Source organism: Chloroflexota bacterium (genome assembly GCA_018648225.1).
Classification (GTDB): domain Bacteria; phylum Chloroflexota; class Anaerolineae; order Anaerolineales; family UBA11858; genus NIOZ-UU35.
This window is the reverse complement of sequence record JABGRQ010000075.1, coordinates 1-25,980: the sequence shown is the minus strand read 5'-3', so window position 1 is coordinate 25,980 and position 25,980 is coordinate 1. Positions and strand designations below refer to the sequence as shown.

The window sequence follows — 25,980 nt, the reverse complement described above, 5'->3', positions numbered from 1 at the left end:
ATTCTCCTGCAAGAATTCTTAAATAGACGTGTTCCTGAATAAACCTGATTGCTCAGGCATACGCCTCCGCAATCAAGATTTCGCAAAAAAGGGTGTGCATGGGGTGCTGTGCACCCCATGCACACCCTTTTTTGCGACTTTTCCCCACCGCAGGCGAGGGATGCCGAGATAGTAGTTTTTTGGGAACAACCCTAATATCTACATTGTCGAAGTCGGAATGCTCCTGGCGATGATCTCCATCGCCTTATCAACAACTTCTTCAGAAGTATCCAACATACCGCGGAAACGAACCGAGCGGTTACCTGATTTTAGTACCTGGAGGCCATTCTCGAAAAGTTTCTTTACCATCCCATCTCGTTTTCTTTGGTTTGGCAGGTCGTAGGCAATCATAAAACCTTTGCCCCTCACGTTAGTCATCAACCCTTTCGATTCATCCGCTACAGACTGCAATTCACGAATCATCTTATCGCCCACTTTGGCGGTATGCTCAAGGAGATTTTCTTCCTCAATAATTTCTAAATAGCGCGTGCAACGTACCATATCGACCAAATTGCCGCCAAAGGTGGAATTGATGCGACTGGACTCGGCGAATACGTGATTGCTGACCTCTTCAATACGCTTTCCAGCAACAATCCCGCAGACTTGGCTCTTTTTCCCAAAAGCGAAAATATCTGGTTGACAATCATAATGCTCAAAAGCCCACATTTTCCCGGTGACGCCCATACCACTCTGTACTTCATCGAAAATGAGCAAGAATTCGTACTCATCAGCCAGGCGGCGTAGCTCGCGCAAGAATTCAGGCCGAAAGTGGTTGTCGCCGCCCTCGCCCTGAATGGTTTCGATAATCAATGCAGCCATATCACCCTTATATTGATTTAGCGCAGTTTGGATTTGAATAAAAGCAATCTCTTCGAGTCTGGAAACTTCTTCGGTTACTTCATCATCCATCGGAAAACGAAGTTTTGGATTAACGATGCGCGGCCAATCAAACTTCGGGAAGTACATATATTTACGGGGGTCATCCGTATTCGTTAATGACATGGTATAGCCCGAACGACCGTGAAACGCCTCCCTGAAGTGGAGCACCTTGGACCCCAGCCCATCTATCATTGCTGGAAGGGCTGTCTGAAGGTCGGCGTTTGCCATGGCGGCGAAATTCTTGCGCGCCTTCCAATCAAATGCGGTTTTAAGGGCATTTTCCACGGCCAGAGAACCGCCACTGACCAGAAAGAGATGCGGCATCGACTCTGGCATCGCCAGGCGACCAAAAGTTTCCACAAATTCCGCCATTTCAGGCGTATAAATATCTGCACTCGCGGGCTTGTGAATAGCAGCGTGGGTTATTTTTTCTAAAAATTCTGGATCCTTTACCCGGGGATGGTTATAGCCCACTGGAATACTGGCAAAAAAAGTATAGAAATCGATATACTCGCGCCCTGTTACAGCATCAACCAGATAAGCGCCGTGAGAGCGCTCTGCATCAAAGACGATCGTACTACCATCGGCGAGCATATAGCTGCCAATTGCCTGATGAACTTGGGATGGATTCATGCCGGGAATTTTCTCCAATACTTTCGGTAGGGAATTCTTGGTGATTTCGGGATGGATTATATTCTTATAATCCATCCCCAACAAGAGGGAGGCCAGACAGGAAGACATTGACTTATTTCGCAGCGGCAGTTATCACATCTACGGTATAATCTCGACCGCTATGAGTACACCCTTCGAGTTCAAACAGCTTGCCCAAGATGGGCGCGCCCGTGCGGGCGTGTTCCACACCCCCCACGGCGACATCCCCACCCCGATCTTCGCCCCCGTGGGCACTCAGGCTACGGTCAAATCGCTGACTCCCGCCCATCTGGATGAAATTCAGGCCAGCCTGATTCTCGCCAACACCTATCATCTCTACCTGCGACCGGGGGATGAGTTGGTTGCCGAAATGGGGGGCTTGCACGCCTTCATGAATTGGCCGCACCCCATCCTGACCGATTCGGGTGGCTTTCAGGTTTTCTCGCTGGGCGGCATTAACCAGATCGACGATGAGGGCGTGACCTTCAAGAGCCACGTGGATGGCTCGCTGCACCGCCTGACCCCCGAACGCTCGATTGCGATTCAGGAGAATTTGGGGGCCGATATTATTATGGCCTTTGACGAATGCGCTGAACCTTATGATCGCGCCTACAACGAAATCGCCATGCAACGCACACATGCCTGGGCCAAACGCAGCCTGAACGCCAAAACGCGCTCCGATCAGGCGTTATTTGGGATTGTGCAAGGCGGCATTTTTCCCGAACTACGTCAGCAATCGGCAGAATTTATCGCCGGGCTGGATTTCCCCGGAAATGCGATTGGTGGGCTCTCGGTAGGCGAAACCAAAGAGGAGATGCATACCATCCTGGATGTGGTGAATGCCGTGCTGCCCGAGGAAAAACCGCGTTACCTGATGGGGGTTGGCACGCCCGACGATCTGGTCAATGGGGTGCTGCGCGGCGTGGATATTTTTGACTGTGTGCTGCCCACACGGCTGGCGCGCCACAAAGCAGCCTTCAGTAGACGCGGGCGCATCAATATTGGCAAAGCCGAATATGCTCGTGACCCGCGCCCTCTGGTTGAAGGCTGCACCTGTTATACATGCCAGAATTTCAACCGCGCCTATCTGCGGCATCTGGTGAGCGTTAAGGAGATGCTGGCCTCAAGCTTGCTCTCGATTCACAATTTGCACACATTAATTCATCTCGCTCAAGAAATGCGGCAGGCGATTATAGCCGGGGAGTTTGACCGGTTCACACAGGCGTATTTTTCGCAATAATCGGGTCTATCCATAAAGAAACCAGGAATGCAGGAAATTTCTCATGGCTTCCTGGCTTCATTATCAACAAATCTCATTCACAATTCCTATGACCATTCTCCAAACCATTATTCTCGGTATTATCCAGGGCATTACCGAATTTCTGCCCATCTCCAGCTCTGGGCATCTGGTGCTGGCCCCACATCTTTTCGGCTGGGAGATCGCCCCGCAAGACGCTTTTGCCTTCGACGTGCTGGTGCAGGTCGCCACACTACTGGCGGTCTTCGCCTACTTCTGGGATGATATTCAGCACATCGCACGCGCGGTATTCAACGGGCTGTGGAAAAAAGAGCCGTTTGGCGATCCGCAAGCGCGTATGGGCTGGTATCTGGTATTGGCGACGATCCCCGCCGGGGCGGCATATTTGCTCTTCAGCGACACATTCGAGCGCGCCTTTGGCAGCCCTCTGGCTACGGCCAGCTTTTTGCTGGTAACTGCCGCCCTGCTGCTCATCGCGGAAAAGATCGGCAAGCGCAACCGGGGCTTTGAAAAAATCACCTGGGTGGATGCTCTCATCGTGGGCGCGTTCCAAATTTTGGCAATTTTCCCGGGGGTTTCGCGCTCCGGCGCAACCATCGCGGGCGGGATGACGCGCAACTTGCAGCGTCCGGCGGCGGCGCGCTTCTCGTTTCTGATCTCGATCCCGATCATGCTGGCAGGAGGTGTGATTGGCGTGTTGAAACTGATCGAAATCCCCAACTACACATCGTTGCTGAACGCCTATTTCGCCGGGTTCGTCACCGCAGCAATAGTTGGCTATATCGCCATCCGTTGGCTGCTGCACTACCTGAGCCAGCGCCCGTTATATATCTTTGCAATCTATTGCCTCATTTTCGGATTGCTCAATCTGGCGCTGATTCTGTTATAATTGCACCCATGTTGCCTATGCGCAGTTTTTTGTCATTATGTCTCGTGGCTTGCGTGATGATTTTCATCTCCTCGTTGACCGCCTGTTCGGGGATTGATTATTCAGAGCCGCCCGCTGAACCGCGCACGCTCTCGGTGAGTTATACCCCAGCCCTGGGATGGATTGCGGAGGATCTAAATCTCTGCGCTTTAGACAACCCTGAAATCGCGCTGATCGTCACTGAGGCACCGGCCTCCGGGCTGGATTTTGGGGCTGCGGAGGTGTATCTCAGGCTGGGCACTGCCCCCGAAGAAACACCGCACATCGCCACTTTGCTTGGATACGAGTCTATCGTCGTGATCGCGCACCCGGATGTTCCACCCTCTCATCTTGAAATCATTGATGTGCAGATCCACTATACCCACCTGAATGCCGAATACCAAACCTGGGCGTATCCCCCTGGTGATGAGATGCGCGCCACCTTCGATACGGTGGTGCTGAAAGGCGCGAAGCCTTCGCCACACACCAAAATCGCCCCTCATCCTGAGGCCATGCTTGAAGCAATTGCTACCACCCCGGGGAGCGTAGGCTACAGTTCCGAGCATTGGCTACGATCCGAGGTTCAATCCGCAGATCCCGGCCTGGATTATGCCCAGGCGCTGCGACAGCCGATTCTGGCGTTAACTGCCACCGAACCCCAAGGGGCTACGCGCCAACTTTTGGCTTGCTTGCAGAACGCATTACCATAAGATATTCCCCCACAAATACCAGTAAGTTTCTCGCGGGAAGCCTGCGCGCAAATCTTCACCCCAGAGAAAATCCCCCACAATCAGCCAGCCGCGCAGTATCGTATCGAGCATCGCCAGCATCTGAAGGTCAGCCGGTTCGGGCTGACCCGTTTCTTTGAGCAGTAATTCCATCAACACGCGCAAACGCACTTCTTGAGCGTAGTAAACGCCGTGTTCCGGCAAATCTCCCTGTGTTTCGTGGATATATTGCCCCCACTGACGCAGCCGCGAGCGAAACTCCCAGGCGGATTTCTCCTCCCAGGCAACGCGCCATTTGGTACGCAACGCTCCCAGGCGGGCAATCAGGCTTTCGGTCTGTGCGCGCTGCTGTGGGGATTCGGCCCGGGGGCCAAGCCGCGCTACGGCGAGCAGCAACCCACCCAGGGTCAATTGACCGAAGGGCGGTTCCCCAATCGGCGAGGGCGCGTTCAAAGGCCAAAATAAATCATTGCCAAGCAAATAAGATTCCAACTCTTCCAATCCGGCTTCAATATATCCCAAATCATAGGCGAGTGAAGTTTTCATGGTGTATTCTTACTCTTCGGTTTCTCGGCCAACACAGCACGAATAGTATCCGCTAATTTTTGCGGCGTGGTAGGCTTTGTAAGATAGCGAGCAACACCCAATTCTCTGGCTTCAATTTGTTTCTCGAAAGCTGTCACGGCTGTCAGCATAATCACCGGCGGCATGGGCGTCAGGACAACTTGCAGCGAGCGAAGAATATCAAACCCTGAGCGTTCCGGCATCATCAGATCGAGTACTACCGCAGCAATCGGCCTGCCAGTTTGATAATTTTCCTCAATTTTCTGCGCGGTTTCATCCCATGATGCAGCAGTGATTGGTGAAAAGCCCGCTTTTTCCAGCGCAATGCTGAGAAGGCTTAAAGTATCACGTTCATCATCAATCACCAGGATAGTGGGTTTACTTCTGTAATTCAGCATGTTATCCTCCAAAGTCATTGTACACGAAAGTAGCACAATGCACAGGGTAAGCTACGCGAAAAAACTGCAGATTTTGCGGTTCGAGATTACTCCTGGGTAAATTCAGTATTCTGAGTATAATTAGGATAATATTTTGCCGCGATTTATTTCTGTTAGTAAAAATCGCACAAGGAGATACACGTGCAACGAAAATTTCTGATCATTCTAGTCCTATTGGTAGTGGCAAGCTTGATGGCTGCCTGTAACAGCAGCGAGGCCGTTGCTACCGAAGCAGACCCTAATCAAAAGGTAACATTTGCGCTTGAAACAGTTTATGCCCAGTTGACCAGTACGCTCCAAAGTATGGCTGCGGCTGCCACAGCTACAGCAACATCAACGCCTGTGCCGCCCCCCACGGCGACTCCCGTTCCCCCAACCGAAACACCCACCAATGTTTTTGAAGGCACCCTGACGGCTGAAGCCGCGGAAGCTGCTGGAGAGCAACCCGCCCCAGCTGAAAATAATGCTCCAGCAAATAATGCTACGAGCAGCGACAAAAATTGCTATCACGCCAATCTGGAATACGAATCGGTGCCCGATGGAACTGTATTTTTACAAGGCCAACCATTTCAAAAAGAATGGCGCTTAAAAAATATCGGTTCTTGCGATTGGAACGGCAATTTTAGTTTACGCTGGGTTGATGGTGAGATTATGGGCGCGGGATCATCGATCCCCTTCCCGGACGGAACCATCCCCACCTGGGGCTACTTAAATATCGTAGTGGATATGAAGGCCCCCCTGGAAGTTGGTACCTACCGCGGTAATTGGATGATTGTCAGCGACGATGGGAAAATCTTTGGTATCGGCCCCAATGCAAAGGGCTGGTTCTGGGTTGAGATCAAGGTTGTGGCTGAAAAATAGAGGAGATCCAAAATGAAAAAGCTAACACTTATTTCGCTCATTTTCATATTTGCGGCTATACTGGCCGCGTGCAGCATCACAACATCTGCTGACGCGCCGCCAGAGGCACAGCCTGCCGCCGATGAAGACCCCAACGCAGTTGTCACACAGGCTGTGATGACGGTTTATGCGCAACTGACACAAACCGCCGAAGCCGCCGCACTGACCGCTACCGCAGCATATACACCGCCGCCCACAGAAGCGCCTACTGAGATTCCCCCCACGGAAATTCCAACAGAGGCATTTACGCCAACGCCGGAAATTCCACCCACGCAAGCGCCAACCGCGACGGCTACCAGCAATATGCCCTGTAACCGGGCCAATCTGGAAACCAAAACGGTACAAGATAATGACGTTGTCTTCGTTGGGCGCACTTTCACACAAACGTTTCGCATCAAAAACACCGGTTCATGTACATGGAACCAGAATTACGAATTACGTTTCGCCCAGGGCGATTTAATGGGCGCAGGCGCATCAATCCCGATGGGCATCACCAGCCTCCCCACCTGGAGCTATGTGCATGTCGATATCCTGATGAAAGCTCCTGACGTTCCCGGAACTTACACCAATTACTGGATGATTAAAAGCGACAAAGGTGAAATCTTTGGGGTTGGTACCGCAGCCAATGGCTGGTTCTGGACAACCATCAAAGTGATTAACCCGGACGCATAATTCATAAACCCCCTTACCCCTACACCCTCCCTCGAAATCGAGGGAGGGTTGTTTTTTTAATTTACACAATCATATTCAAAGGGTTTTCAAGGTATTTTCCGAAAACTTGCATAAATTGCGCCGCCTCGGCGCCATCGCTGACGCGGTGATCGACAGAGATTGTCGCTTTCATGCGCAGGCCGGGTTTGATCTCGCCATTGGCGACGACCGGCACCGAGCGCACTGCCCCCACAGCTAGAATCGCCGCTTCGGGGGGATTGATGATGGCAATGAAGTTCTCAACATCGAACATGCCTAAATTACTCACTGAGAAGGTCGAGCCTTCGATATCATCGGGGCGCACTTTACCTTCACGTGCCCGGCCAACCATGGCCCGCGTGTCCGCTGAAATCTGGCGCAGGGATTTACGGTCGGCATGGCGGTTGACAATCGTCAGCAAGCCACCTTCGACGGCGACAGCTACGCCTACATTGACCTCCCCATGGCGCAAGATCGCGCCATCTTTCAGCGAGGCGTTCAGGTTGGGGAACTGGCGTAAAGCCAGCGCCACGGCCTTGACGATAAAATCATTGACGGAAACTTTTTCGCCCGCATCAACCAGGGCAACATTCACCTGTTTGCGCAAATCCATCAGGGCAGCCATATCATATTCGCCGGTGACGTAGAAATGCGGCAATTGCTGTTTCGACTCGGTCATACGGCGGCCAATGGCGGTGCGGAGTTTGGTGAGCTTTACGGTTTCATCGGAAGACGGGAGGCCAATTGCGTCGGACGTCGAACGTCGGACGTCGGACGGTTTTGCCAAGAAGGTTTCGATATCGGCTTTGATGACGCGTCCCCCGGGGCCGCTGCCGCGGATAGCGCTCAGATCGAGAGAATGTTCAGCAGCCATGCGGCGGGCGATGGGGGAGGCTTTGACGCCGCCGGGGAGTTGACCCTCCTCCGGGGTGGACGCGCCCACCGCGGGGGAGTCTGGCGGGGCGGCCTCGGGGCTGGATTCTGCTTCAGGGGCAGGAGTCGCCCCTTCGGGCTGGTTCGCGCCGCCCGTCAGGGCAGCCACATCCACGGCTTCACCGGCGTTACCAATCACGCTGATCGGCGCGCCTACGGGCAGCACATCACCTTCCCCAGAAAGGTGCTTTAAAACAACCCCGCTGAAGGCCGATTCGACCTCCACGGTGGCTTTGTCGGTTTCAATTTCGGCCAGAACTTGCCCGCGCTCAATAGCGCCGCCCTCGGCAACCACCCAACGGACAAGAACACCTTCGGCCATATCGAAACCCAGCTTGGGCATCGTAACGAGTTCGGCCATTAGAACACCTCCTTGACGGCTTTGACCACATCGGCAACCTGCGGCAGCGCCATTTGTTCGAGGGCCTGATTATAGGGCAAAGGTACTTCTGTCTGCGCCACGCGGCGAATGGGGGCATCGACATAATCGAAGGCTTCCTCGTAAATACGCGAGACAACCTCCGAGCCGACGCCATACGAGCGCCAGCCTTCCTCGACGACGACAGCCCGGTTGGTACGCTTGAACGACTCGATCACCGGCTCCATATCCAGCGGGCGCAGCGTGCGCAGATCGACGATTTCGACTTCAATGCCCTCTTTGGCAAGCTGATCAGCGGCCTTGAGCGAGAGATCAAGCCCTTTGGCGTAGGTCACAATGGTGACATCGCGCCCCGGTCGCTGGATTTTGCTTTTGCCAATCGGAACGAGATAATCTTCATCCACGGGGACTTCGCCGCGCGTCTGGTACATGGTGGCGTGCTCGATGAACATCACGGGGTCATCGGCGCGGATAGCAGCTTTGAGCAGACCTTTGGCATCGTAAGGGGTGCCAGGGGCGATGACTTTCAGGCCGGGGAAGTGGGCAAAAATGGCGTCGGGGGTTTGTGAATGTGTAGCGCCTAATTGCCGCCCGCCGCCGCCCACAGCGCGGATGACTAGCGGAACAGACATCTGCCCGCCGAACATATAGCGCATCTTGGCGGCTTCATTGACGATATGATCCATCGCCACGAAAGCGAAGTTGATCGTCATTAATTCAGCCACCGGGCGCAGGCCTGCCATCGCCGCGCCAACACCACCGCCGACGATGGCAGTTTCGGCAATTGGGGTATCGCGCACGCGTTTGGGGCCAAAATGATCGAAGAAGCCTTTAGTTACAGCGTAGGTTCCACCCCACACGCCAACTTCTTCGCCCATAATAAATACTTTTTCATCACGCTCCATCTCTTCCCACAGGGCCTGTGAGATAGCCTCGCGCATGGTAATTCGTTTGGTTTCGGTCATAGTTTTTTCCTATTGTCATCCTATACTGGATAGGAGAACCGCAGATGCAAGCGGATAAACGCTGATATTTTGTTATCTGTGTACATCTGTGTTTATCTGCGGTTAATTGGCATATACATCTTCAAATAAAGCTTCGGGCGCGGGATCAGGGCTAGATTCAGCAAATTGCACCGCGGCTCGCACTTCTTCCGTGATTTGATCGTCAATGACATCCAGTTCTTTCTTCGTGGCGATTTTCTCTTTTTTGAGATAGGTACGATAAATCCCGATAGGATCGTTTTCTTGCCATTTTTTGATCTCGGCCGATTCGCGGTAGCGTTCCGGGTCGCCCATCGAATGGCCACGGAAACGATAGGTCATAATTTCTAAAAAGTAGGGGCCTTCCCCGCTGCGGATATGCTCCATCGCTTTCAGGGTGGCCTCACGCACAGCCATCACATCCATGCCGTCCACGCGCTCATTGGGGATGCCGTAGCCTTCGGCCTTCTGACGAATCTCCGAAACAGCGGAGGCGCGCTCGATGGTGGTGCCCATACCATATTGATTATTCTCGCACACCCACAGCACGGGCAGATTCCAGACTTTCGAGAGATTAACACCTTCATGGAAGAAGCCAATATTCGTAGCCCCATCGCCAAACATGCAAATGGTCACGCCGTCGCTCTCCGTATACTGATCCGCCAGGGCCATCCCGGCGGCGATGGGCAGATGCGCGCCCACAATGGCATGTCCGCCCCAAAAATTCTTCTCTACATCGGCCATGTGCATCGAGCCGCCCTTGCCCTTTGAGCAGCCGGTAGCCTTCCCCAACAACTCCGCAATGACTTCGTTGGCGCTCATCCCCACATTCAGCGCAACACCATGATCGCGATAGGCGGTGATAATGCGATCCTGCGGTTTGCGCGCTGCAACCAAGCCGGTGCTGACGGCTTCCTGGCCAATATACAGGTGCAAAAATCCGCCAATCTTGCCTTGCTGATACAACTCGGCGGCGCGTTCTTCCACGCGGCGAATAAGCACCATCTGGTAATAAATATCCAGGTGATCTTGTTTTTCCATAATATATTTTTCCTTCTATTCGCCCAAAGGCGAAGCTATAAAACCAGGGTTGATCCGCTCATGTCTTGGAAATCAGCCTATTTGGGTTCCCACCCCGGCAAACGAACTTGCAAAGCTTACAAAAATAACACCGAGATGATCTCGGCGTTACAGTATTTACAAGATATTTCATCCTAATTATACCAAAACGGTCTTAATTTTCCATAAGAATATTCTCGGTTCGACGATTGAAAGCGCAATGACCGTTGCAAAACTTGCCATCGAAATTATGTTTCGTTCGCCGGGCTGAGTAGTTACGGCTATGGTAAAATTCCACGGCTCTAAAAAATCCTGGGCTTTCTAAATATTTCCCTTCTAATTTCTACTAAAACCCTGCGGGGTTTGACCAGCACTATTTCTATGACTCACCAACTTCCTAACATTGTTTTCATCGTTCTCGATACCCATCGCGCAGACCGCCTGGGCAGCTATGGGTACAAGCAACCAACTTCGCCCAACATCAACGCTTTTGCCCAGGGAGCCACGCTCTTCGAGAATGCTATCGCACCCGCTCAGTGGACGATTCCTTCGCACGCATCCATGTTTAGCGGGGAATATCCCAGCACCCATCAGGTTGTGCAATCAGGGGCAGCGCTGCACACCACATTCCCCACCAGCACTGAGTATTTGCGAACAAAGGGGTATACGAGCACCGGTTTTTGCAACAATCCGCTGGTAGGTGTGCTCAACAACGGCCTGCGCCGCGGCTTCGATGCCTTTTATAATTACGGCGGCACAGTTCCCACAATTCCATCCAGCAATGGGCACAACGGCCACAAAACGCTCCAGTTACTCACCGGCCTGCGTAATGGATACCGTAACCTGATTGACCGCATTGCCACACCCATCCAGCAAGCGGTAGCTTCATCCCCCGATGTCTTTCAGGTCATCCTCAATCCCCGGTTGGTATCGCTATGGACGCGCTACGCCAATTTCAAAGGCGATACGAACGCATCCATCATGGATGCCACGCAATTTATTCAGCAAAATCTTTCCAACCCTGAAACGCCTCAATTCGTTTTCCTGAATTTGATGGAAACCCACTTGCCCTACTCGCCGCCCGACCCATTCGTGCGTCAATTCGCACCGATCATCAAAGACGAGCCTGCCGCGCGGGATTTTATGCGTATCTATAACACACAGGCGCTGCGCTGGCTGCTGCCGCTGGAAACTCCGTATACCGAACTTGAAGCACAAACCCTGAGCCAGATGTATGATGCCGAGATTGCTTATCAAGATCATCTGCTGCACCGCCTGTTCAACACGCTGGATACGCCAAATCACCGCGAGAATACAATGGTCATCCTGGTGGCAGATCACGGCGAAATGCTGGGCGAACATCAATATATGGGGCATGGATTGGGGCTGTATCAGGAGTTGATCCGCGTCCCGTTGGTGATTCGCTCCCCTGGGCAGATGCGCGGCGAACGCGTCTCGAGGGTGGTTTCTACCACCCGGTTATTCGACACCGTTCTCGATGCGGTGGGCATCCGCACGGTTGCTACGCGTTCGCCCGAAAATGCTGAAACACGCCCGCGCAGCCTCGGGCATAGCCCCAACTTCGATGAGCAGAATCAGCCCCTCACATTCAGCGAAGCGTTCCCCCCCGATAATATTATCCAGATTATGCGCAAGCACGAACCCGAATTAATGGCCGCGTTCCACTGTCAGGCCATCCATCGTACTGTGATTCAGCAGTCGAATAAACTTTATCGTGTCGAAAATGTGCACGACCAGCTCTTTGATTTGGAAAAAGACCCTTTCGAGAGCCAGGCGATTGAAACCAACGAAATGCGCCAAATATTAATGGCCGCACTCGACCAACATACAGCCAGCGCCATCAAACGCCGGGCGAGCGATACGCATGCAACAAAAACAGACAATCTCACAGACGAAGCCGTGCTAGAGCGTTTGCGCGGACTTGGGTATATCGAGTAGGAGAAATTATGGATCCGGTTATTTTTTCATTCAACATTGGCAGCCTGGAACTGGCATTTCGCTGGTACGGCTTGTTGATTGCCGTGGGGGTTATGCTCTCAACCTGGATCGCCGAAAAAGAAATCGTGCGCCGCGGTGGTAAAGCCGAATGGGTTTGGGATGCGTTATTGTGGGCGCTGCCCGCAGCAGTGATTGGGGCGCGCTTCTGGTATGTAGTGAATGATATTCTGGGGGGCGGGCGCATTTTTATTGATCAGCCCGCCCGTATCTGGCGCATCTCGGAAGGCGGACTGCACATTTTTGGCTCTTTTGTCTTCGGACTGGTTGCAGTGTATCTTTACGCCCGCCGCAACCGCGCCGATATGCTCCTGCTACTCGACGCAATTGCGCCTTCATTGCTGATCGGGCAGGCGATTGGCCGACTGGGGAATTTCATCAATCAAGAGCTTTACGGGCCGCCCACCAATTTACCCTGGGGCATTGCCATTGATGCATTGCACCGTATGCCCCCCTGGAACGATCTAACGCTGTACCCCGAAGCGACGACGCGCTTTCACCCCACCTTTGCCTATGAAATGCTGTGGAATTTTCTCGCCGCGGGATTAATCTTGTGGTTGACACGCAAATTCATGGATAAATTCAAGCCCGGAGCCGCTTTCGCTGCCTGGATGCTGCTGGCAGGCGTGGGGCGCGTGTTCATTGAAGTCTTCCGCCCCGACCAGCCGCGCATCCCCGGCACCGATTTCAGTTGGTCGCGCCTGATCTATCTATTGCTGGCAATTGCGGGCCTGGTATGGCTACTGGTGCGCAACAAAGTGATAAAAATATCATTTCTTTCCCCTGGCCCCGAGAAGTATAAACTCCCCAAAAAGCGGCGTAAAAAATATTAGTCAATTTGTTACTTCGGCAATCACTTATTTGCTTCCTGCTTGACAGTCCTCTAGTTTTTCGATAATCTATAATCGACCAGCAAGTCAGTTATCAGGAGCAAAACCTATGTCTCCGCGGCCGGATGTAAGTGAAGCGCGTAAAAACCAGATTTTAGATGCTGCCACAAGTGTTTTCATTCGCATGGGGCTGCACAAAGCACGCGTGGATGATATTGCCGGTGAGGCCAATCTCAGTAAGGGGGCCGTATATTGGTATTTCAAAAGTCGGGACGAAATCATTATCGCAATTCTAGATCGTCTGTTTGAACGCGAATTTCGTGGCTTACGTGAACTTCAAAGCAATGATCGGCCCGCGCTTGAACGCCTGGAACATTTCATTACTCTGACCATCGAGGATATTCAAGAGTGGATGCGATTGCTCCCGATAGCCTATGAATTTTTAGGTCTGGTTTTCCATAAGAAATTTGTCCAGCAAAGTTTTCGCAAGTATTTTCAAACGTACACCGAACATCTGACCGTTATCATACAGCAAGGCATTGATAATGGCGAACTGCGGCCCTATGATGCCAAAGATGCGGCCATAACCCTGGGAGCAATTATTGAGGGCACAATCCTGCTCTCGATCTATGACCCGGACGCAGTCGACATCCCCAAACATATCAAAACCGGAACCCAAATCTATTTTGATGGGTTGAAAGTGAGGTAACAAATGTCTGCTATGCCCGCAAAATCCAACTTCATGTCGATTCTGCTGTGGACCGCGCGGCTACTAAGTGTGGTCGTAATAGCGGTGTTATTGCTATTTATGGTTGGCGAGGGCGGTTTTGGCAATCCATCGGCGCTTTCGGCAAAAGAATGGATTGGGTTACTCTTCTTCCCGTTTGGCGTCATCGTGGGTATGCTGATCGCCTGGTGGCGCACTGGACTGGGCGCTGCGATTACGCTCGGCAGCTTGCTGCTATTCTACATTTCCAATTGGCTCTTTTCAGGCAATCTGCCGAGCGGGCTATTTTTCATGCTTTTTTCACTCCCTGGGTTGCTATTCGGCCTGTATTGGCTGCTAACACGAAAATCTATCGAATAAAAGATTCAAAAAAATAAGGGTATGGGGCGCGAAGCGCCCCATACCCTTATTTTTTGATTCCCCGCATGTGGTCAATTTCCCATCATCATTCGTCGGCAACAACCTCATAAATAACCAGATTATCCACTAAAAGCTCGCTTTCACCACTGGTCTCAATCCAGAGATCGCCACCTCCAAAGGGTTCATCGGCATCGGTATAATCGAGATATTTTTCACCGTCGATATAAACCTGAATCCGATTGTCAATAAATACATATTGCACTGTGTGCCAGCCCTCAAGCATGAAATTACGGTCGTTTTTTATCAAAACATAGCCAGAGCCTTCCTGACATATTGCTTTGTCAACCCAAATCTTATCGGGCGAAATCAATAAAGAATAAGCCTGCATCGCTGCCATCGTCGGTGGGCAATCGGTGATGCGCCCACGCAGCCAAAAATAATAAGCGCCGAATTCATCGGGATTCTCGAAGAAAAAATCAAACTGGATCGCGTAATTTTCCCAGCTGGTACCTCGAATTTCAGCCACATTCATCCCCCCGGCCTGTGATGGTGGAATCGTGCGCATCACGCTGCGACCGTCAAAGGTATCTGCCTGCCAGGGGTTGAGATAATGCTCCGCCGTGAATTGCCAACGCGGCGAAATGCTGCCATCAAAATCGTCCTGAAATAAAATTCCTCCCAGTACACCTTCTGAGATCACAGGGGTGGGCGCAGGCGCATCTATCTCGCCAATGCTGGGCAATTGATAGGGTGAACCCTCGCACCACGGGGGAATCGGCCACGGCCCCGGGGGTGGGCAAATATCGAAAACGCCCATCAACACCACCCCCAGAAAGAGAATCCCCAACGCAGCCAGCAGCGTAAAGCCCACTTTTCGGAACAAATTCCCCCGCGGCGACGCAGGTGCATCATCCACCACCTGGGGGCGTTCAGCCGTCACGGTTTTCTGTTCCGAAAATGCGATAATCTGTCCTAAATGAGCCTGAACATTTTCCAACGCGGTTGCCAACTCATCGGCAGTCTGATAGCGATCGTCCGGGGCTTTAGCGGTTGCTTTCAGAATCACGCGCTCCAACTCTTCTGGAATGGCCGGATTGACAGCCCGCGGCATTGGCATGGGCGCCGTCATATGCTTGATTACAATTGCCATTGGCGTATCGGCACGGAAAGGCACATCGCCAGTGAGCATTTCGTAAAGCATAATGCCCAGCGAGTAAATATCGGTGCGATGGTCTACCGGATGTCCTTCGCCCTGTTCCGGCGACATATACATCGGTGTGCCAACCCCAACGCCAGTACCGGTGAGTTGACCCGAGTTTTCGACCATTTTCGCCAGGCCAAAATCAGCCAGCAACGGCCATTTGCCGTCTGAAAGCAGCACATTGCTGGGCTTGATATCGCGGTGGATGATGCCGCGCTGATGGGCAAAAGCCAGCGCCTGCACCACGGGCAAAATCAAGCGAATGGCATCTTGCGGACTGTGAACTTGACCGCGCGATTGTTTCAATGTGCCCCCGGCCACATATTGCATGGCGATATAGGTAATCGATTTATCTTCACCAAAACTGTATACCGGCACAATTGCGGGATGATTTAACTGCGCCACAGCTTTGGCCTCGCGTTGAAAACGCTGCATAAAGTTGGGATCGTTGGCAAAAAATTGCGGCAATACCTTCACCGCCACATAACGATCCAGCACCGGTTCATAAGCTTTATAAACCGTTGCCATGCCGCCCTGCCCCAAACGTTCTGTCAATTGATACGCCCCCAGCGTATGCCCAACCAGCGCATCTTCGACACTAAGTACAGTATCATCCGATTGTTTCGGGTTAGCTATATGAGTTTGATCGCTATCTTGCATTTTGTCTCATCCTTGTTGATCACCTGCCACAATATACACACATCTTATTCTAATACAAAACTCATCAAACACTCACGCTGAAGCCATAATTTATTCATGCTTCCTGAACATTTTCTGAACATCTCCTTGTTATCCTTTAGCCACTCCGAACAAAGCTTCGGAATTCAATAAAACATTCGTACACAAAGGAGACAAACGATGTTTAAGAAAAAATGGTTCAATGTTTTAATAATCGGCACAATTGCCGTTCTCTCGCTGAGCGCCCTGGCGTTTGCGCCCCTCGATGCCAATCACGCCTCCGGCCCCGACGGAAAAGGCGGTCCCTCGCAGAATTCTGGCGATAACCAATATCTGGCCGATGCACTGGGCATCACAGTTGAAGAACTCCAGGCTGCTATGGAAGAAGTACGTTCCAATAGCGCCGGGCCAAGCAGCGATTTTTCAGCCGCCCTGGCGACCGCCCTGGGCATCAGCGCAGACGAGCTCACTGCCGCCCAACAAAGCGCTCACACAGCCGCACTGGAGCAAGCGCTGGCGGATGGCGAGATCACTCAGGAAGAGTATGATAATTTCATCGCTCGGCAGGCGCTGCAAGACTATATGGATCAAGAAGCCATGCTTGCCACAGCGTTGGGGATGAGCGCAGAAGAGTTGCAAACAGCTCTGGCAGAGGGTCAGCGCATCCCGGATTTGCTCGATGAGCTAGGTATCTCCCAAGAAGATTTCCAGACTGAGATGCAGGCTGCCCAACAAGCGGCCCTGGATGAAGCCATCGCCGACGGTGTCATCACCCAGGAACAGGCCGACCAGATCGGCAGCGGTGAATTCCGCGGCCCCGATGGTGGTCAACAGCCTGGTGGACGCAAACCCGGTGGACAACGCCCCGGAGGCAACAACAACGGCGGCTAATTAAAAACCGTATTCCAAATCCACATCCCCTCAACTTTGAGGGGATGTGGATTATCACAAAAGAGATGAGTTTGTTGTCATACCACCAAACTCATCTCTTTTTTTTGGTTCCCCTCAGGTAAAATATAATCATCTCACCATAACCAATCAATCTGGAGGCAGCTATGTCTGTTGATAAAATCCGTGCTCAAATTGTTGCCAATATCTGGCAAGCGATTGCTCAAAGCCAGGTAGACCTTTCTATCATCAACCAGGCAGAGCAGGAAGCGCTGGTCAATAAAATTGCCGATAATATGCTGGTTGCTTTTGACGCGATTATCGGCACTGAAATGGAGAATAACACCGAAACCCCCGCACTGGGTACAGATGAGAAAATTCTGTGGAAAGGCCGCCCCTTTCTGTCTGTTGTAGAATCATATATCATCACCACAGAACGCATCAAACTCGTCTCCGGGCTGATCGCTCGCAAAGTCGAAAATTATGAGTTAATTCGTATCCAGGATATTGATTTCAAGCAAAATATGGGCGAGCGCCTGATGGGCATGGGTGATATTACCATCCGCGGGCAAGACCCATCCGATTCAGAGATTGTATTGCGCAATATTCCTGATCCCGAAAAAATCTACGAGTTGCTGCGCAAAGCATGGTTGGAAGCCCGTAGCCGCTACGGTTTACAATTTCGAGAATATATGTAGATTGACAAATATTATATTACAAACAAGAAGCCCGAAATTAGGGGGTGGAAGTGGTGCTACGCACCACTTCCACCCCCTAATTTCGGAAACTTTTCGCGAATATGGCATTGTCAAAATAGACACCATAATATTAACAAAACGTCCCTGTTCATTGTGAATAGGGACGTTTTGTTAATATTTATACCAGGGCAAATTTACTTCTCTTCTTGTTCCTTTTGAGCGGCGTCAACAATCTCTTGCATCAGATGCGAAGGCACGGTTTCGTAACGATCAAACTCCATGCTAAAGACACCACGGCCACCGGTCATAGAACGGAGATCAGCGGTATAGCGCTGCATCTCGGCCAGAGGTACATGGGCTTTGATCGTCGATTTGCCGCGATCCGTATCCATGCCTTGCACGCGCGCCCGGCGGGTATTCAAATCGCCGAGAATATCACCCATATTGGAATCAGGAACCAAAACCTCTACATACATAATCGGCTCCAGAAGTACGGGAGCAGCCTGCCGCATAGCCAGCTTAAAACACTCACGGGCAGCAATTTCAAACGCGACGGGTTTCGAGTCAACGGGATGTTCTTTCCCATCGAAAACCGCTACTTTTACATTATGAACCGGGAACCCGGCGATAACACCATCACGCATCACATTGCGCACACCTTTTTCAATCGCGGGCATATAATTCTGTGAAACGGCGCCACCAAATACTTCGTTTGCGAATTCAAAATCTTCATCAGGCAGGGGTTCCACCCGCAAATGCACCTCGCCAAACTGCCCCGCGCCACCCGATTGCTTCTTGTGGCGGTATTGTGCAGAGCCAGATTTGGTAATCGATTCCTGGTAAGGCACCTTTGGCTCTTCCATCAGCAGCGTAGTCCCGAATTTCTGTTCGGCTTTGCGAATGGCAACGCCAATGTGCTGACCGCCCATGCCCTGCAAAATCGTCTGCCGGGTGCTGGGTTCCTGACGCCAGGATAAGGTCATATCCTCTTCGCACAAGCGAGTCAGGGTGGGGCTAACTTTCGCAGAGTCGGCCTGAGTTTCGGGGCTAACCGCCACACGATAGAGCGCATTGGGATAGGCCGGCACGGGCAATACTAACGGATGGCCTTTATCACACAGCGTGTGCGAAGTTGATGTATCGCCAAGTTTGGCAACAACGCCAATATCGCCCGCATGGATTGTTTTTACAGAAATTTGTTCTTTACCGCGCATCAGTGAGATGCCGCCGAAACGCTCTTCATCACCTACATTCTGGTTCCATACCCGGCTGTCGGCACTGACGACGCCCGAATACACTTTATAATACGTGATTTTCCCAACAAAGGGGTCAGCGGTCGTCTTCCACACATACGCGGCCAACGGCCCTGCATCGGAAATGGGCAATTCTTCGGGACCAGCCGCGCCTTCGGCTATAGATGCTGGTCGTTCTGCTGGATTCGGCATCATCTTGGTCAATGTATCCAACAACGGGAACAAACCAATTTCAGCGGTAGCTGCAGCTACAAATACGGGAACCAACTCCCCTGCACAAATAGCGCTGCATAAACCACTGATAATCTCAGTCGGGCTTAATTCTTCGCCATCCAGATATTTCGTCAGCAATTCATCATCACCTTCGGCTGCTGATTCAATTAACTCCAGGCGGGCTTCTTCTACCTCGTCGCTATATTCGGCCGGAATATCCTCCGCTTTGTCGCCAGCGCCAGCATAGGCCTTCATGGAAAGCAAATCTATCACCCCTTTGAAATCAGCTTTTTCGCCCCAGGGCAATTGCATGGGCAACATCCGCGTCTCAGAAATCGTCTGCACCGAAGCCAAAGCCTTTTTGAAATCGGCATTGTCGCGATCCATCTTATTAATCACAATCGCGCGCTGCAGTTGAAATTCCTCACAATAATTCCAGGCAATCTCGGTGCCCACTTCTGCACCGGCCACCGAATCGACCACCAGCAATGCCGAATCGGCGACTCGCAGCGCCGAAATGACTTCGCCAACAAAATCCGTATATCCAGGAGTATCCAGAAAATTTAGCTTGAACTCCTTATACTCGACGGGGACCATCGAAGTGGAAAGGGATATCCCTCGCCGAATTTCTTCATCTTCATAATCGGAAACAGTAGAGCCGTCCTCAATCCGCCCCAAACGCGTTGTTGCACCGGTAACATGTAGTATGGCTTCAAGCAGCATGGTTTTTCCTGAACTGCTGTGTGAAGCCAGAGCGATATTGCGGATATTTTCGGTTTTATATTCTTTCATGGATAGGGTACCTTCCTTAGAAAAATTTCGGCGAAGTTTTGTGCATATATGCAATTCTCAAACCACTCAGCTAAAGCCAATTATTATAGCTGGACAATTATATGGTAAAAACCCAAATTCGTGTATGGCTGTATAGCAGATTTTTTAGGACGATCTTCATAGTATCGCGGTTATAATTGCGCCCATGAGTAAATTCTATACCCGAAAAGGCGACGACGGCACCACCGGAATTCTGGGTGGGGAGCGCGTTTCCAAAGATCACCCACGCCCCGAGGCCGTTGGCAGCATTGATGAAGCCAACGCGGCGCTAGGAGCCGCACGCAACACTTGCATGCATCCGCTCAGCGGACCTATCATCATCCAGGTGCAGCGCGATCTATATCAGCTCATGGCTGAGGTTTCTGCCAGCCGCGAACACGCCCACCGCTTCCGAACGATCGAAAGCCAGCGCGTGGCCTGGCTGGAAGAACAGATCGAAACGATCAGCCAGCAGGTCATCATCCCTAAAGAGTTCATTGTCCCCGGCGACACCGCAGCCGGAGCCATGCTGGATATTGCCCGCACCGTCGTGCGCCGAGCAGAGCGCCGCGTGGCTGGCCTGTATCACCGACAGAGCATTGAAAACATCTATCTGCTCCAATATCTTAACCGGCTATCCTCATTATGCTTTGTGCTCGAACTGCTCGAAAACCAGAGCGCAGGCCAACGCAATACAACGCTGGCAAAATCATCATGACCGGAACCATCATTAACATTATCACTGTTCTGATTGGCGGAACGTTGGGGTTATTTTTCGGCGCGCGCTTGCCCGAACGCGTACGCAGCACGGTTGTAGCAGGGTTGGGACTTTTTACAGCAGCCATCGGCATCCAGATGTTTCTCAATAGCGAGAATCCCATCATTGTGCTGGGCAGCATCCTGGTAGGCGGCATTTTGGGGGAGTGGTGGCGCATCGAAGATGGCCTGAATCGGATTGGCGGCTTATTGGAAGCGCGCTTCTCCAGGGGTGCCGAAAAGCCTTCACCCGCAGAAACCACCCCGAGCGAGTCCGCCAGCCGCATCCGTTTTATGCGCGGCTTCCTGACCTCGTCCTTACTCTTTTGCGTCGGTCCCATGACAATTCTGGGATCCATCCAGGACGGCCTGACAGGCGATTACAGCCTGTTGGCGATCAAATCGGTATTAGATGGTTTTGCGGCGCTGGCATTTGCTTCTACGTTTGGCGTGGGGGTGCTGTTCTCGTCGCTCACGGTTTTGGTGGTGCAGGGCGGCATTAGTATGATGGCGGCGCTGGCGCAGTCTACGATTACTACAGCGATGATGAATGAAATGACCGCGGCCGGGGGGCTGATGCTGGTGGGAATTGCGATTAGCAGTCTTCTGGAGATTAAACCTATCCGGGTGGGGAATTTCTTACCCGCCCTGGTGTTGGCTCCGTTAATTGTGGCGATTCTTGCCTCGATGTAAAAAAATGGGAGCGCCGTGTATACAGCGCTCCCGTTTTTATGCCTGAAGAAAAAAGATTTACTGCGACAACGCAGTTTCGATAGCGGCCTGGAAATCGGCGAAGGGCAAATTGCCGATGAGCAACTCACCATTTACAGTAAAGCTGGGCGTAGAATTGATGCCCGCTTGCACAGCATCCAGTTGGTCTTGTTGAACCTGGTCGCGATGGGCGTTAGATTTATAGCAGCTTGAAAACGCATCCATATCTAACTCAATCGCTTCTGCAAACGCTGTTACATACTTCTCAACGGGGACATTGGTGGAGGAATAAATTGTGAGCTGGTTAGCAAAAATATAATCGTGAAATTCCCAGTATTTGTTCTGATCGGCGGCGCAATAAGCGGCCTCAGCTAACTGGAAAGAAACCTCAGACCCCAGCAAAAGCCCCACGCTGTGATCTACAAAATAAACCTGGCCGGAAGCCACATAGGTTTCTGCGATTTCAAGTCCGGTACCTTCTGAGAAGTTGGCACAATGTCCACAGCCAAAATCTGAATATCCATGAATGACAACCGGGGCATTCGGATCGCCCATTGCGCTGCCATCCACCAGGGGGCGTTCTACCAACTCAGGGTGAATAATCTCACCCACAGGGGTCATTGCCAATCGAATAGACGGCAGCATCAAGAGTGCAGCCAAAATCAGAACCACGCCACTAATGACCATCACCATCGTCATACGCTGCTGTTTCTGCCGCTGACGACGCCGCGCTTGTATTGCTTGACGACTTTGCATAAATACCTCCAAAGAATTATTCTGTGACTGCTCAGGCTTACGCTTTCGCAGAGGAAGTTTCGACAAAATTGGGACATGCGAAATGAGCCGCGCCCCGCACATCCCCATTCTATGAAGCATTTTGCCACGACCCGCGCGGCTTGTCCAGAAAATAAAAGAGAAACTGCTCAAACTCTTAGCAGTTTCTCATTCAACGAGCCGATCAAAGCCTAAAAACAATTGTTGAAGGTCAGACGCCAGCCAGTTCCGGGAAACGCGCTAATATTAGTGCGGCCCCCAACGCCAAAAGATTGGTGGACATATGCATGATAATTGCCGGCCAAATTGAGCCACTGTAATGATACAGAAATGCGAAGATCATGCCCATCAAGAAGATGCCAATGATTGCCAGGGGTTGAAAATGGATGATCGCAAACAGGCCAGAACTCAGCACAGCGGCTTTTACCCAACCATAGCGCGCTTTGAATCCGGCAAAAATGAAGCCCCGGAAGATAATCTCTTCCACAAATGGGGCAATCACTGCGCCAGCCACAAGAATCAACCAGGGGAAAGATGCATCGGCAAAAATGGGCGAAAAATCAGGCTGCGCACGCGCATTAAATAATGCCAGAAAAAGACTATATACCAGATTAAAACCCCAAGAGAGAATCATCAACCCGCAGCCAATTCCCAGCGCCACCGGAGTAAATTTTCGCAACCCCAATGTGCGCCAGGAAGCGCCATATTTACGCACAGCCAGCCACCATACGGGTACTAACAACGCCAGTTCACTGCCCGCCAGAATCAGGCTCATATCCAAATTTGGCAGGAAATACAAAAACACCAACAGCCCAAGCATTACAAAGAATAGTAACCCGGCACCGAGCCAGGCATCACGCGCATCCCAGGGAACCGCCTCTGTTTCTGGGAGCGTTTCAGTTTCCTGGGCTGCGATCAAATCGCTGCTCCCATATGCTGATCGAGCCAAGCAACCATAACGGTCAAAACCTGATCTTGTTCAGGCTCATTGTGAATTTCATGATACAAGCCATCCCAAATTTTGAACGTGCATAGCTCCCCGGCCGCGGCGGCAAATTCCGTGCTGGCCTGAGCGGATGTCAGGCGATCTTCGGAGCCGTGCATCATCAACAACGGGCAGGGAAATTCCGCGGCATGTTCCAAAGCCCATAAGCCAGAATCAAAAGTACCTGTGAACAGCCGCGCGGAGATCGCATCATGCACCAGCGGGTCGTTTTCATAGGCATAGACAACTTCACGGTCCCGGCTGATAGCGGCAGTTTCAAGACCGCTGGCCTGAGTAAAATCGGGTTTGATTTTATCCATCATGCGTCCCAGGAATATTTTCACGGGAGGCGGTTCAAAAGCCAGCCGCAATAAGGGGGCAGTAGCGACTACGCCTGCCAGTGCGGGCTTACGGCGCAGAGCCATATTCAGCACCAGGCCTCCTCCCATGCTATGCCCATACAAGAATATGGGAACATCCGGAAAGCGGTCCGCGGCGTCGACGAGTAAAAGCTGAATATCATCCAGCAGTACATCATACGTTTTGACATGGCCGCGCGGCCCGGGGGTTTTCCCGTGCCCGCGTTGGTCAAGCGCCACTACTGCATATCCGGCTCGATTCAGAGCCGCGGCAACGTGCGCGTAACGAGCGCTGTGCTCACCGAGACCATGCACCAGGCACACCACAGCGCGCACTTCGCCTTCGGGTCGCCAATAGCAGGCAAACAAATCGCGGCCTTCTGCGGCTAAAGAATATTCCAAGTAAGTTTCCATTGTTTTCCTCATAAAATTCGATTCTTGCACAAGTATTAACCTGAGCCATTCAAACTGACTTCTGAATCGTCAGATTCTTACTCATTTAATGGGATCGTCAATTTCAAATTGGCAGAAATCATCCCCCATGGCGATACACGCTGTCTCGCGGACAATATAATCATCACCGGTAGCCCACTTGATCGCCTCACTCAGCGAGCCAATATACAAATGGCAAATGGGCTTATCGCTGGTGCGTCCGTTGCAGATGGCACAGGTGCGCTCGACATAGATCAGCTTGCCGTCTTTGTCACCGGCCCAGGCTTCAACCTGGGGATTGCTCTTCTTGAGCGCGTCAACCATGCTATTCAGTATAAATTTTACACGCTGTTTCTTGGGTAATGCTTTGAGTGCCACGCCCGCGATGCCCATCAAGGTAGATTGTTCGCGAATCGCATATTGAAAAGATGCCCGCCCGATACGCTTGAGAATGCCGCGCCCGCCGCGCCCGTAAAATTCTTCAACAGCTTCATTAAAACGCGCATATTGCCAGGCGTCGATGCCGGGTTCCAGATTATCCGGTGGAAAATTATTAATAAATCGTTTTAAACCGGAGGCGCGCAGCACCGCATTCAGCCCGTTTTCGCCCATCACTTCCTGTGCAGCTACCAACGCTTGCCGTACTAATGCGTTAACGATGACCGCGTTTTCTTGTGCTACCATAGTCCCTCCGCGAAGGTTGAACACACCTTATGAACAGAATCAGCCTGAAAGGAGTCCGCAATTCCATGCCCCATTCAGGCCTCAAATGCATAAATGGGATACACTTCGCCGGTTGGTTGAAATCCAACTTTATCGTACAGTGACAGAGAAGCCTGATTGCTTGTTTGCGTGTTCACGGTAACGTGACGGATGCCACGCTGGCGAAGGTTATTGAGGACATCTCGCAACAATCCATAGCCCACACCGCTGCGTTGTGCCTGTGGATGCACCGCCAGTCGAGCCAAATGCCCGCTGCCGCCATTTACAGTACAAATTTGATAGGCAATAATTCCGATACGATTTTCGGCAATGGTGGCGAAAGAAGCATTTTGAAAAGCAATTTTTAAAAGCTCGATGGAGTGCTGCCAGACGGGATTGAAAGCCTGAGCATCGAGATTGTGAACCGCTGAAAGGTCATCATACCCCATCGGGCGGATGCAATAATCCTCATGGCATGGCTTTGCCTTTAAGGATTGTCCGTGATCGCTCCATTTGAGCATGATAACATCATTGGCATGATCAAAATGACTACTTTCCAGGATGCGGCGGAACCAGCTCTGAAGTGGGAGCGCGGCAATAGGGGCATTTCCAACCATCTGGCGGTAGGCCACGGGCCACAGCGTTTCCCAGGCTTCATCCAAATCCAGCGCCAGCGAAACAGCGAACAGGCGCACCCAGGTTAGTTCGGGTATATCGGGCGGACAGGCCAAAGCGGCCACAATCTGGCTGTCGCGCTCGGCCAATAAAAATGGTTCTTTCCCTAACCAATCCAGCGGAGAGCGCCAATCGAGATGCCGGTGTACATAGGGGCTGAAATGGATCAGTGTAGCCAGTTTTTGTCGGTCATCCTCTGTGGCTGATCGAACTGCAATTTGGGAGCGTAGTGTTGGGGCATACGTAGTCATGCTTAGACAATCTCGCTTTATCGCTTCATCAGCTTTGCGGGCATATCGAGCAGGCGTTGTAATATCCGATGCCGCATTTTGGGATTTTTGAGACCATCTACGCCCGCTTGCATGGTTGTTAATGCCTCCAGCGAGTGCCCGGTTTTGAGTTGTAACGCCGAGAGCGATTTCATCACGTCCAGGCGAAGTTCATCAGCATTTATTTTTTTAAGCAAATCCGCGGAAGCTGCGTAATCCTGTATGGCGTCGTCATA

At 51.8% G+C, this 25,980-nt stretch carries 27 protein-coding genes; 13 read left to right on the top strand and 14 right to left on the bottom strand.

The features are described 5' to 3' along the window. Positions 1-198: 198 nt before the first annotated feature. Positions 199-1,551, bottom strand: coding sequence for an L-lysine 6-transaminase (locus tag HN413_06215; GenBank protein MBT3389987.1), 1,353 nt, complete (start codon positions 1,549-1,551; stop codon positions 199-201). A gap of 160 nt (positions 1,552-1,711) precedes the next feature. Here HN413_06215 and tgt point away from each other — a divergent pair, with 160 nt between their 5' ends. The 3 genes from tgt to HN413_06200 are packed head-to-tail and all read left to right on the top strand — an operon-like array spanning position 1,712 to position 4,444. After that, on the top strand, positions 1,712-2,809 hold the full coding sequence (gene tgt, locus HN413_06210) for a tRNA guanosine(34) transglycosylase Tgt (protein MBT3389986.1): 1,098 nt from the start codon (positions 1,712-1,714) through the stop codon (positions 2,807-2,809). A gap of 43 nt (positions 2,810-2,852) precedes the next feature. Further along, positions 2,853-3,716: an undecaprenyl-diphosphatase UppP gene (gene uppP, locus HN413_06205; GenBank protein MBT3389985.1), complete on the top strand. Its 864-nt coding sequence runs from the start codon at positions 2,853-2,855 to the stop codon at positions 3,714-3,716. A gap of 56 nt (positions 3,717-3,772) precedes the next feature. After that, positions 3,773-4,444, top strand: a complete 672-nt coding sequence (locus tag HN413_06200) for a hypothetical protein (GenBank protein ID MBT3389984.1) — start codon at positions 3,773-3,775, stop codon at positions 4,442-4,444. Here HN413_06200 and HN413_06195 read toward each other — a convergent pair. Beyond that, positions 4,436-5,008 (bottom strand): hypothetical protein, encoded by a 573-nt coding sequence (locus tag HN413_06195; protein MBT3389983.1) that lies wholly within the window; start codon positions 5,006-5,008, stop codon positions 4,436-4,438. The two genes, HN413_06200 and HN413_06195, sit on opposite strands and share 9 nt — an antisense overlap. Then, entirely contained in the window at positions 5,005-5,424 is a 420-nt protein-coding gene (locus tag HN413_06190; protein MBT3389982.1) for a response regulator transcription factor, read from the bottom strand. Before HN413_06190 ends, HN413_06195 begins: the two co-directional genes overlap by 4 nt. 180 nt (positions 5,425-5,604) lie before the next feature. Here HN413_06190 and HN413_06185 point away from each other — a divergent pair, with 180 nt between their 5' ends. Continuing rightward, entirely contained in the window at positions 5,605-6,324 is a 720-nt protein-coding gene (locus HN413_06185; GenBank protein MBT3389981.1) for a hypothetical protein, read from the top strand. A 12-nt stretch (positions 6,325-6,336) separates the two neighbouring features. Then, on the top strand, positions 6,337-7,035 hold the full coding sequence (locus HN413_06180; GenBank protein MBT3389980.1) for a hypothetical protein: 699 nt from the start codon (positions 6,337-6,339) through the stop codon (positions 7,033-7,035). A 61-nt stretch (positions 7,036-7,096) separates the two neighbouring features. On the opposite strand, the gene HN413_06175 is transcribed toward HN413_06180, so the two are convergent. The 3 genes from HN413_06175 to pdhA all read right to left on the bottom strand — a co-directional run bounded on the left by HN413_06175 (position 7,097) and on the right by pdhA (position 10,389). Beyond that, the gene (locus HN413_06175) at positions 7,097-8,347 is read right to left on the bottom strand and encodes a 2-oxo acid dehydrogenase subunit E2 (GenBank protein MBT3389979.1); all 1,251 of its coding nucleotides are present in this window, start codon (positions 8,345-8,347) and stop codon (positions 7,097-7,099) included. Then, a complete protein-coding gene (locus HN413_06170; GenBank protein ID MBT3389978.1) occupies positions 8,347-9,330 on the bottom strand; it encodes an alpha-ketoacid dehydrogenase subunit beta in 984 nt (327 codons plus the stop codon). The genes HN413_06175 and HN413_06170 overlap by 1 nt, the downstream gene beginning before the upstream one ends. 102 nt (positions 9,331-9,432) lie before the next feature. Further along, a complete protein-coding gene (gene pdhA, locus HN413_06165) occupies positions 9,433-10,389 on the bottom strand; it encodes a pyruvate dehydrogenase (acetyl-transferring) E1 component subunit alpha (GenBank protein MBT3389977.1) in 957 nt (318 codons plus the stop codon). Positions 10,390-10,788: 399 nt separating this feature from the next. On the opposite strand from pdhA, the gene HN413_06160 reads away from it, so the two are divergent. The 4 genes from HN413_06160 (at position 10,789) to HN413_06145 (ending at position 14,340) form a co-directional block, all read left to right on the top strand. Then, entirely contained in the window at positions 10,789-12,366 is a 1,578-nt protein-coding gene (locus HN413_06160) for a sulfatase (protein ID MBT3389976.1), read from the top strand. Between the two features lie 8 nt (positions 12,367-12,374). After that, complete coding sequence (gene lgt / locus HN413_06155) at positions 12,375-13,256, top strand: prolipoprotein diacylglyceryl transferase (protein ID MBT3389975.1); 882 nt, start codon at positions 12,375-12,377, stop codon at positions 13,254-13,256. 106 nt (positions 13,257-13,362) lie between these two features. Continuing rightward, positions 13,363-13,962, top strand: coding sequence for a TetR/AcrR family transcriptional regulator (locus tag HN413_06150; protein ID MBT3389974.1), 600 nt, complete (start codon positions 13,363-13,365; stop codon positions 13,960-13,962). Between the two features lie 12 nt (positions 13,963-13,974). Further along, on the top strand, positions 13,975-14,340 hold the full coding sequence (locus HN413_06145) for a hypothetical protein (protein ID MBT3389973.1): 366 nt from the start codon (positions 13,975-13,977) through the stop codon (positions 14,338-14,340). Between the two features lie 85 nt (positions 14,341-14,425). On the opposite strand, the gene HN413_06140 is transcribed toward HN413_06145, so the two are convergent. Then, positions 14,426-16,201 (bottom strand): protein kinase, encoded by a 1,776-nt coding sequence (locus tag HN413_06140; protein ID MBT3389972.1) that lies wholly within the window; start codon positions 16,199-16,201, stop codon positions 14,426-14,428. 198 nt (positions 16,202-16,399) lie between these two features. On the opposite strand from HN413_06140, the gene HN413_06135 reads away from it, so the two are divergent. Then, on the top strand, positions 16,400-17,110 hold the full coding sequence (locus HN413_06135) for a hypothetical protein (protein MBT3389971.1): 711 nt from the start codon (positions 16,400-16,402) through the stop codon (positions 17,108-17,110). A gap of 164 nt (positions 17,111-17,274) precedes the next feature. Continuing rightward, positions 17,275-17,805 (top strand): PH domain-containing protein, encoded by a 531-nt coding sequence (locus tag HN413_06130; protein ID MBT3389970.1) that lies wholly within the window; start codon positions 17,275-17,277, stop codon positions 17,803-17,805. Between the two features lie 194 nt (positions 17,806-17,999). On the opposite strand, the gene HN413_06125 is transcribed toward HN413_06130, so the two are convergent. After that, on the bottom strand, positions 18,000-20,063 hold the full coding sequence (locus tag HN413_06125; protein MBT3389969.1) for an elongation factor G: 2,064 nt from the start codon (positions 20,061-20,063) through the stop codon (positions 18,000-18,002). Positions 20,064-20,247: 184 nt separating this feature from the next. Between HN413_06125 and HN413_06120 the strand changes: the two genes are divergently transcribed. Then, complete coding sequence (locus HN413_06120; protein MBT3389968.1) at positions 20,248-20,799, top strand: cob(I)yrinic acid a,c-diamide adenosyltransferase; 552 nt, start codon at positions 20,248-20,250, stop codon at positions 20,797-20,799. Continuing rightward, positions 20,796-21,530, top strand: a complete 735-nt coding sequence (locus tag HN413_06115) for a DUF554 domain-containing protein (protein MBT3389967.1) — start codon at positions 20,796-20,798, stop codon at positions 21,528-21,530. Before HN413_06120 ends, HN413_06115 begins: the two co-directional genes overlap by 4 nt. Before the next feature lie 57 nt (positions 21,531-21,587). Here the strand turns inward: HN413_06115 and HN413_06110 are convergent, their stop codons facing one another. From HN413_06110 to HN413_06085, 6 genes are all read right to left on the bottom strand, one after another. Continuing rightward, positions 21,588-22,304 (bottom strand): DsbA family protein, encoded by a 717-nt coding sequence (locus HN413_06110; protein MBT3389966.1) that lies wholly within the window; start codon positions 22,302-22,304, stop codon positions 21,588-21,590. Positions 22,305-22,533: 229 nt separating this feature from the next. Next, complete coding sequence (locus HN413_06105) at positions 22,534-23,241, bottom strand: CPBP family intramembrane metalloprotease (protein ID MBT3389965.1); 708 nt, start codon at positions 23,239-23,241, stop codon at positions 22,534-22,536. Then, positions 23,238-24,080: an alpha/beta hydrolase gene (locus HN413_06100; GenBank protein MBT3389964.1), complete on the bottom strand. Its 843-nt coding sequence runs from the start codon at positions 24,078-24,080 to the stop codon at positions 23,238-23,240. The genes HN413_06105 and HN413_06100 overlap by 4 nt, the downstream gene beginning before the upstream one ends. 81 nt (positions 24,081-24,161) lie before the next feature. Further along, positions 24,162-24,782, bottom strand: coding sequence for a hypothetical protein (locus tag HN413_06095; protein MBT3389963.1), 621 nt, complete (start codon positions 24,780-24,782; stop codon positions 24,162-24,164). Between the two features lie 74 nt (positions 24,783-24,856). Further along, positions 24,857-25,726: a GNAT family N-acetyltransferase gene (locus HN413_06090; GenBank protein MBT3389962.1), complete on the bottom strand. Its 870-nt coding sequence runs from the start codon at positions 25,724-25,726 to the stop codon at positions 24,857-24,859. Positions 25,727-25,743: 17 nt separating this feature from the next. Beyond that, positions 25,744-25,941 carry a hypothetical protein gene (locus tag HN413_06085; protein MBT3389961.1) on the bottom strand — a complete coding sequence of 66 codons (198 nt, stop codon included), beginning with the start codon at positions 25,939-25,941 and terminating at the stop codon, positions 25,744-25,746. Positions 25,942-25,980 lie beyond the last annotated feature (39 nt).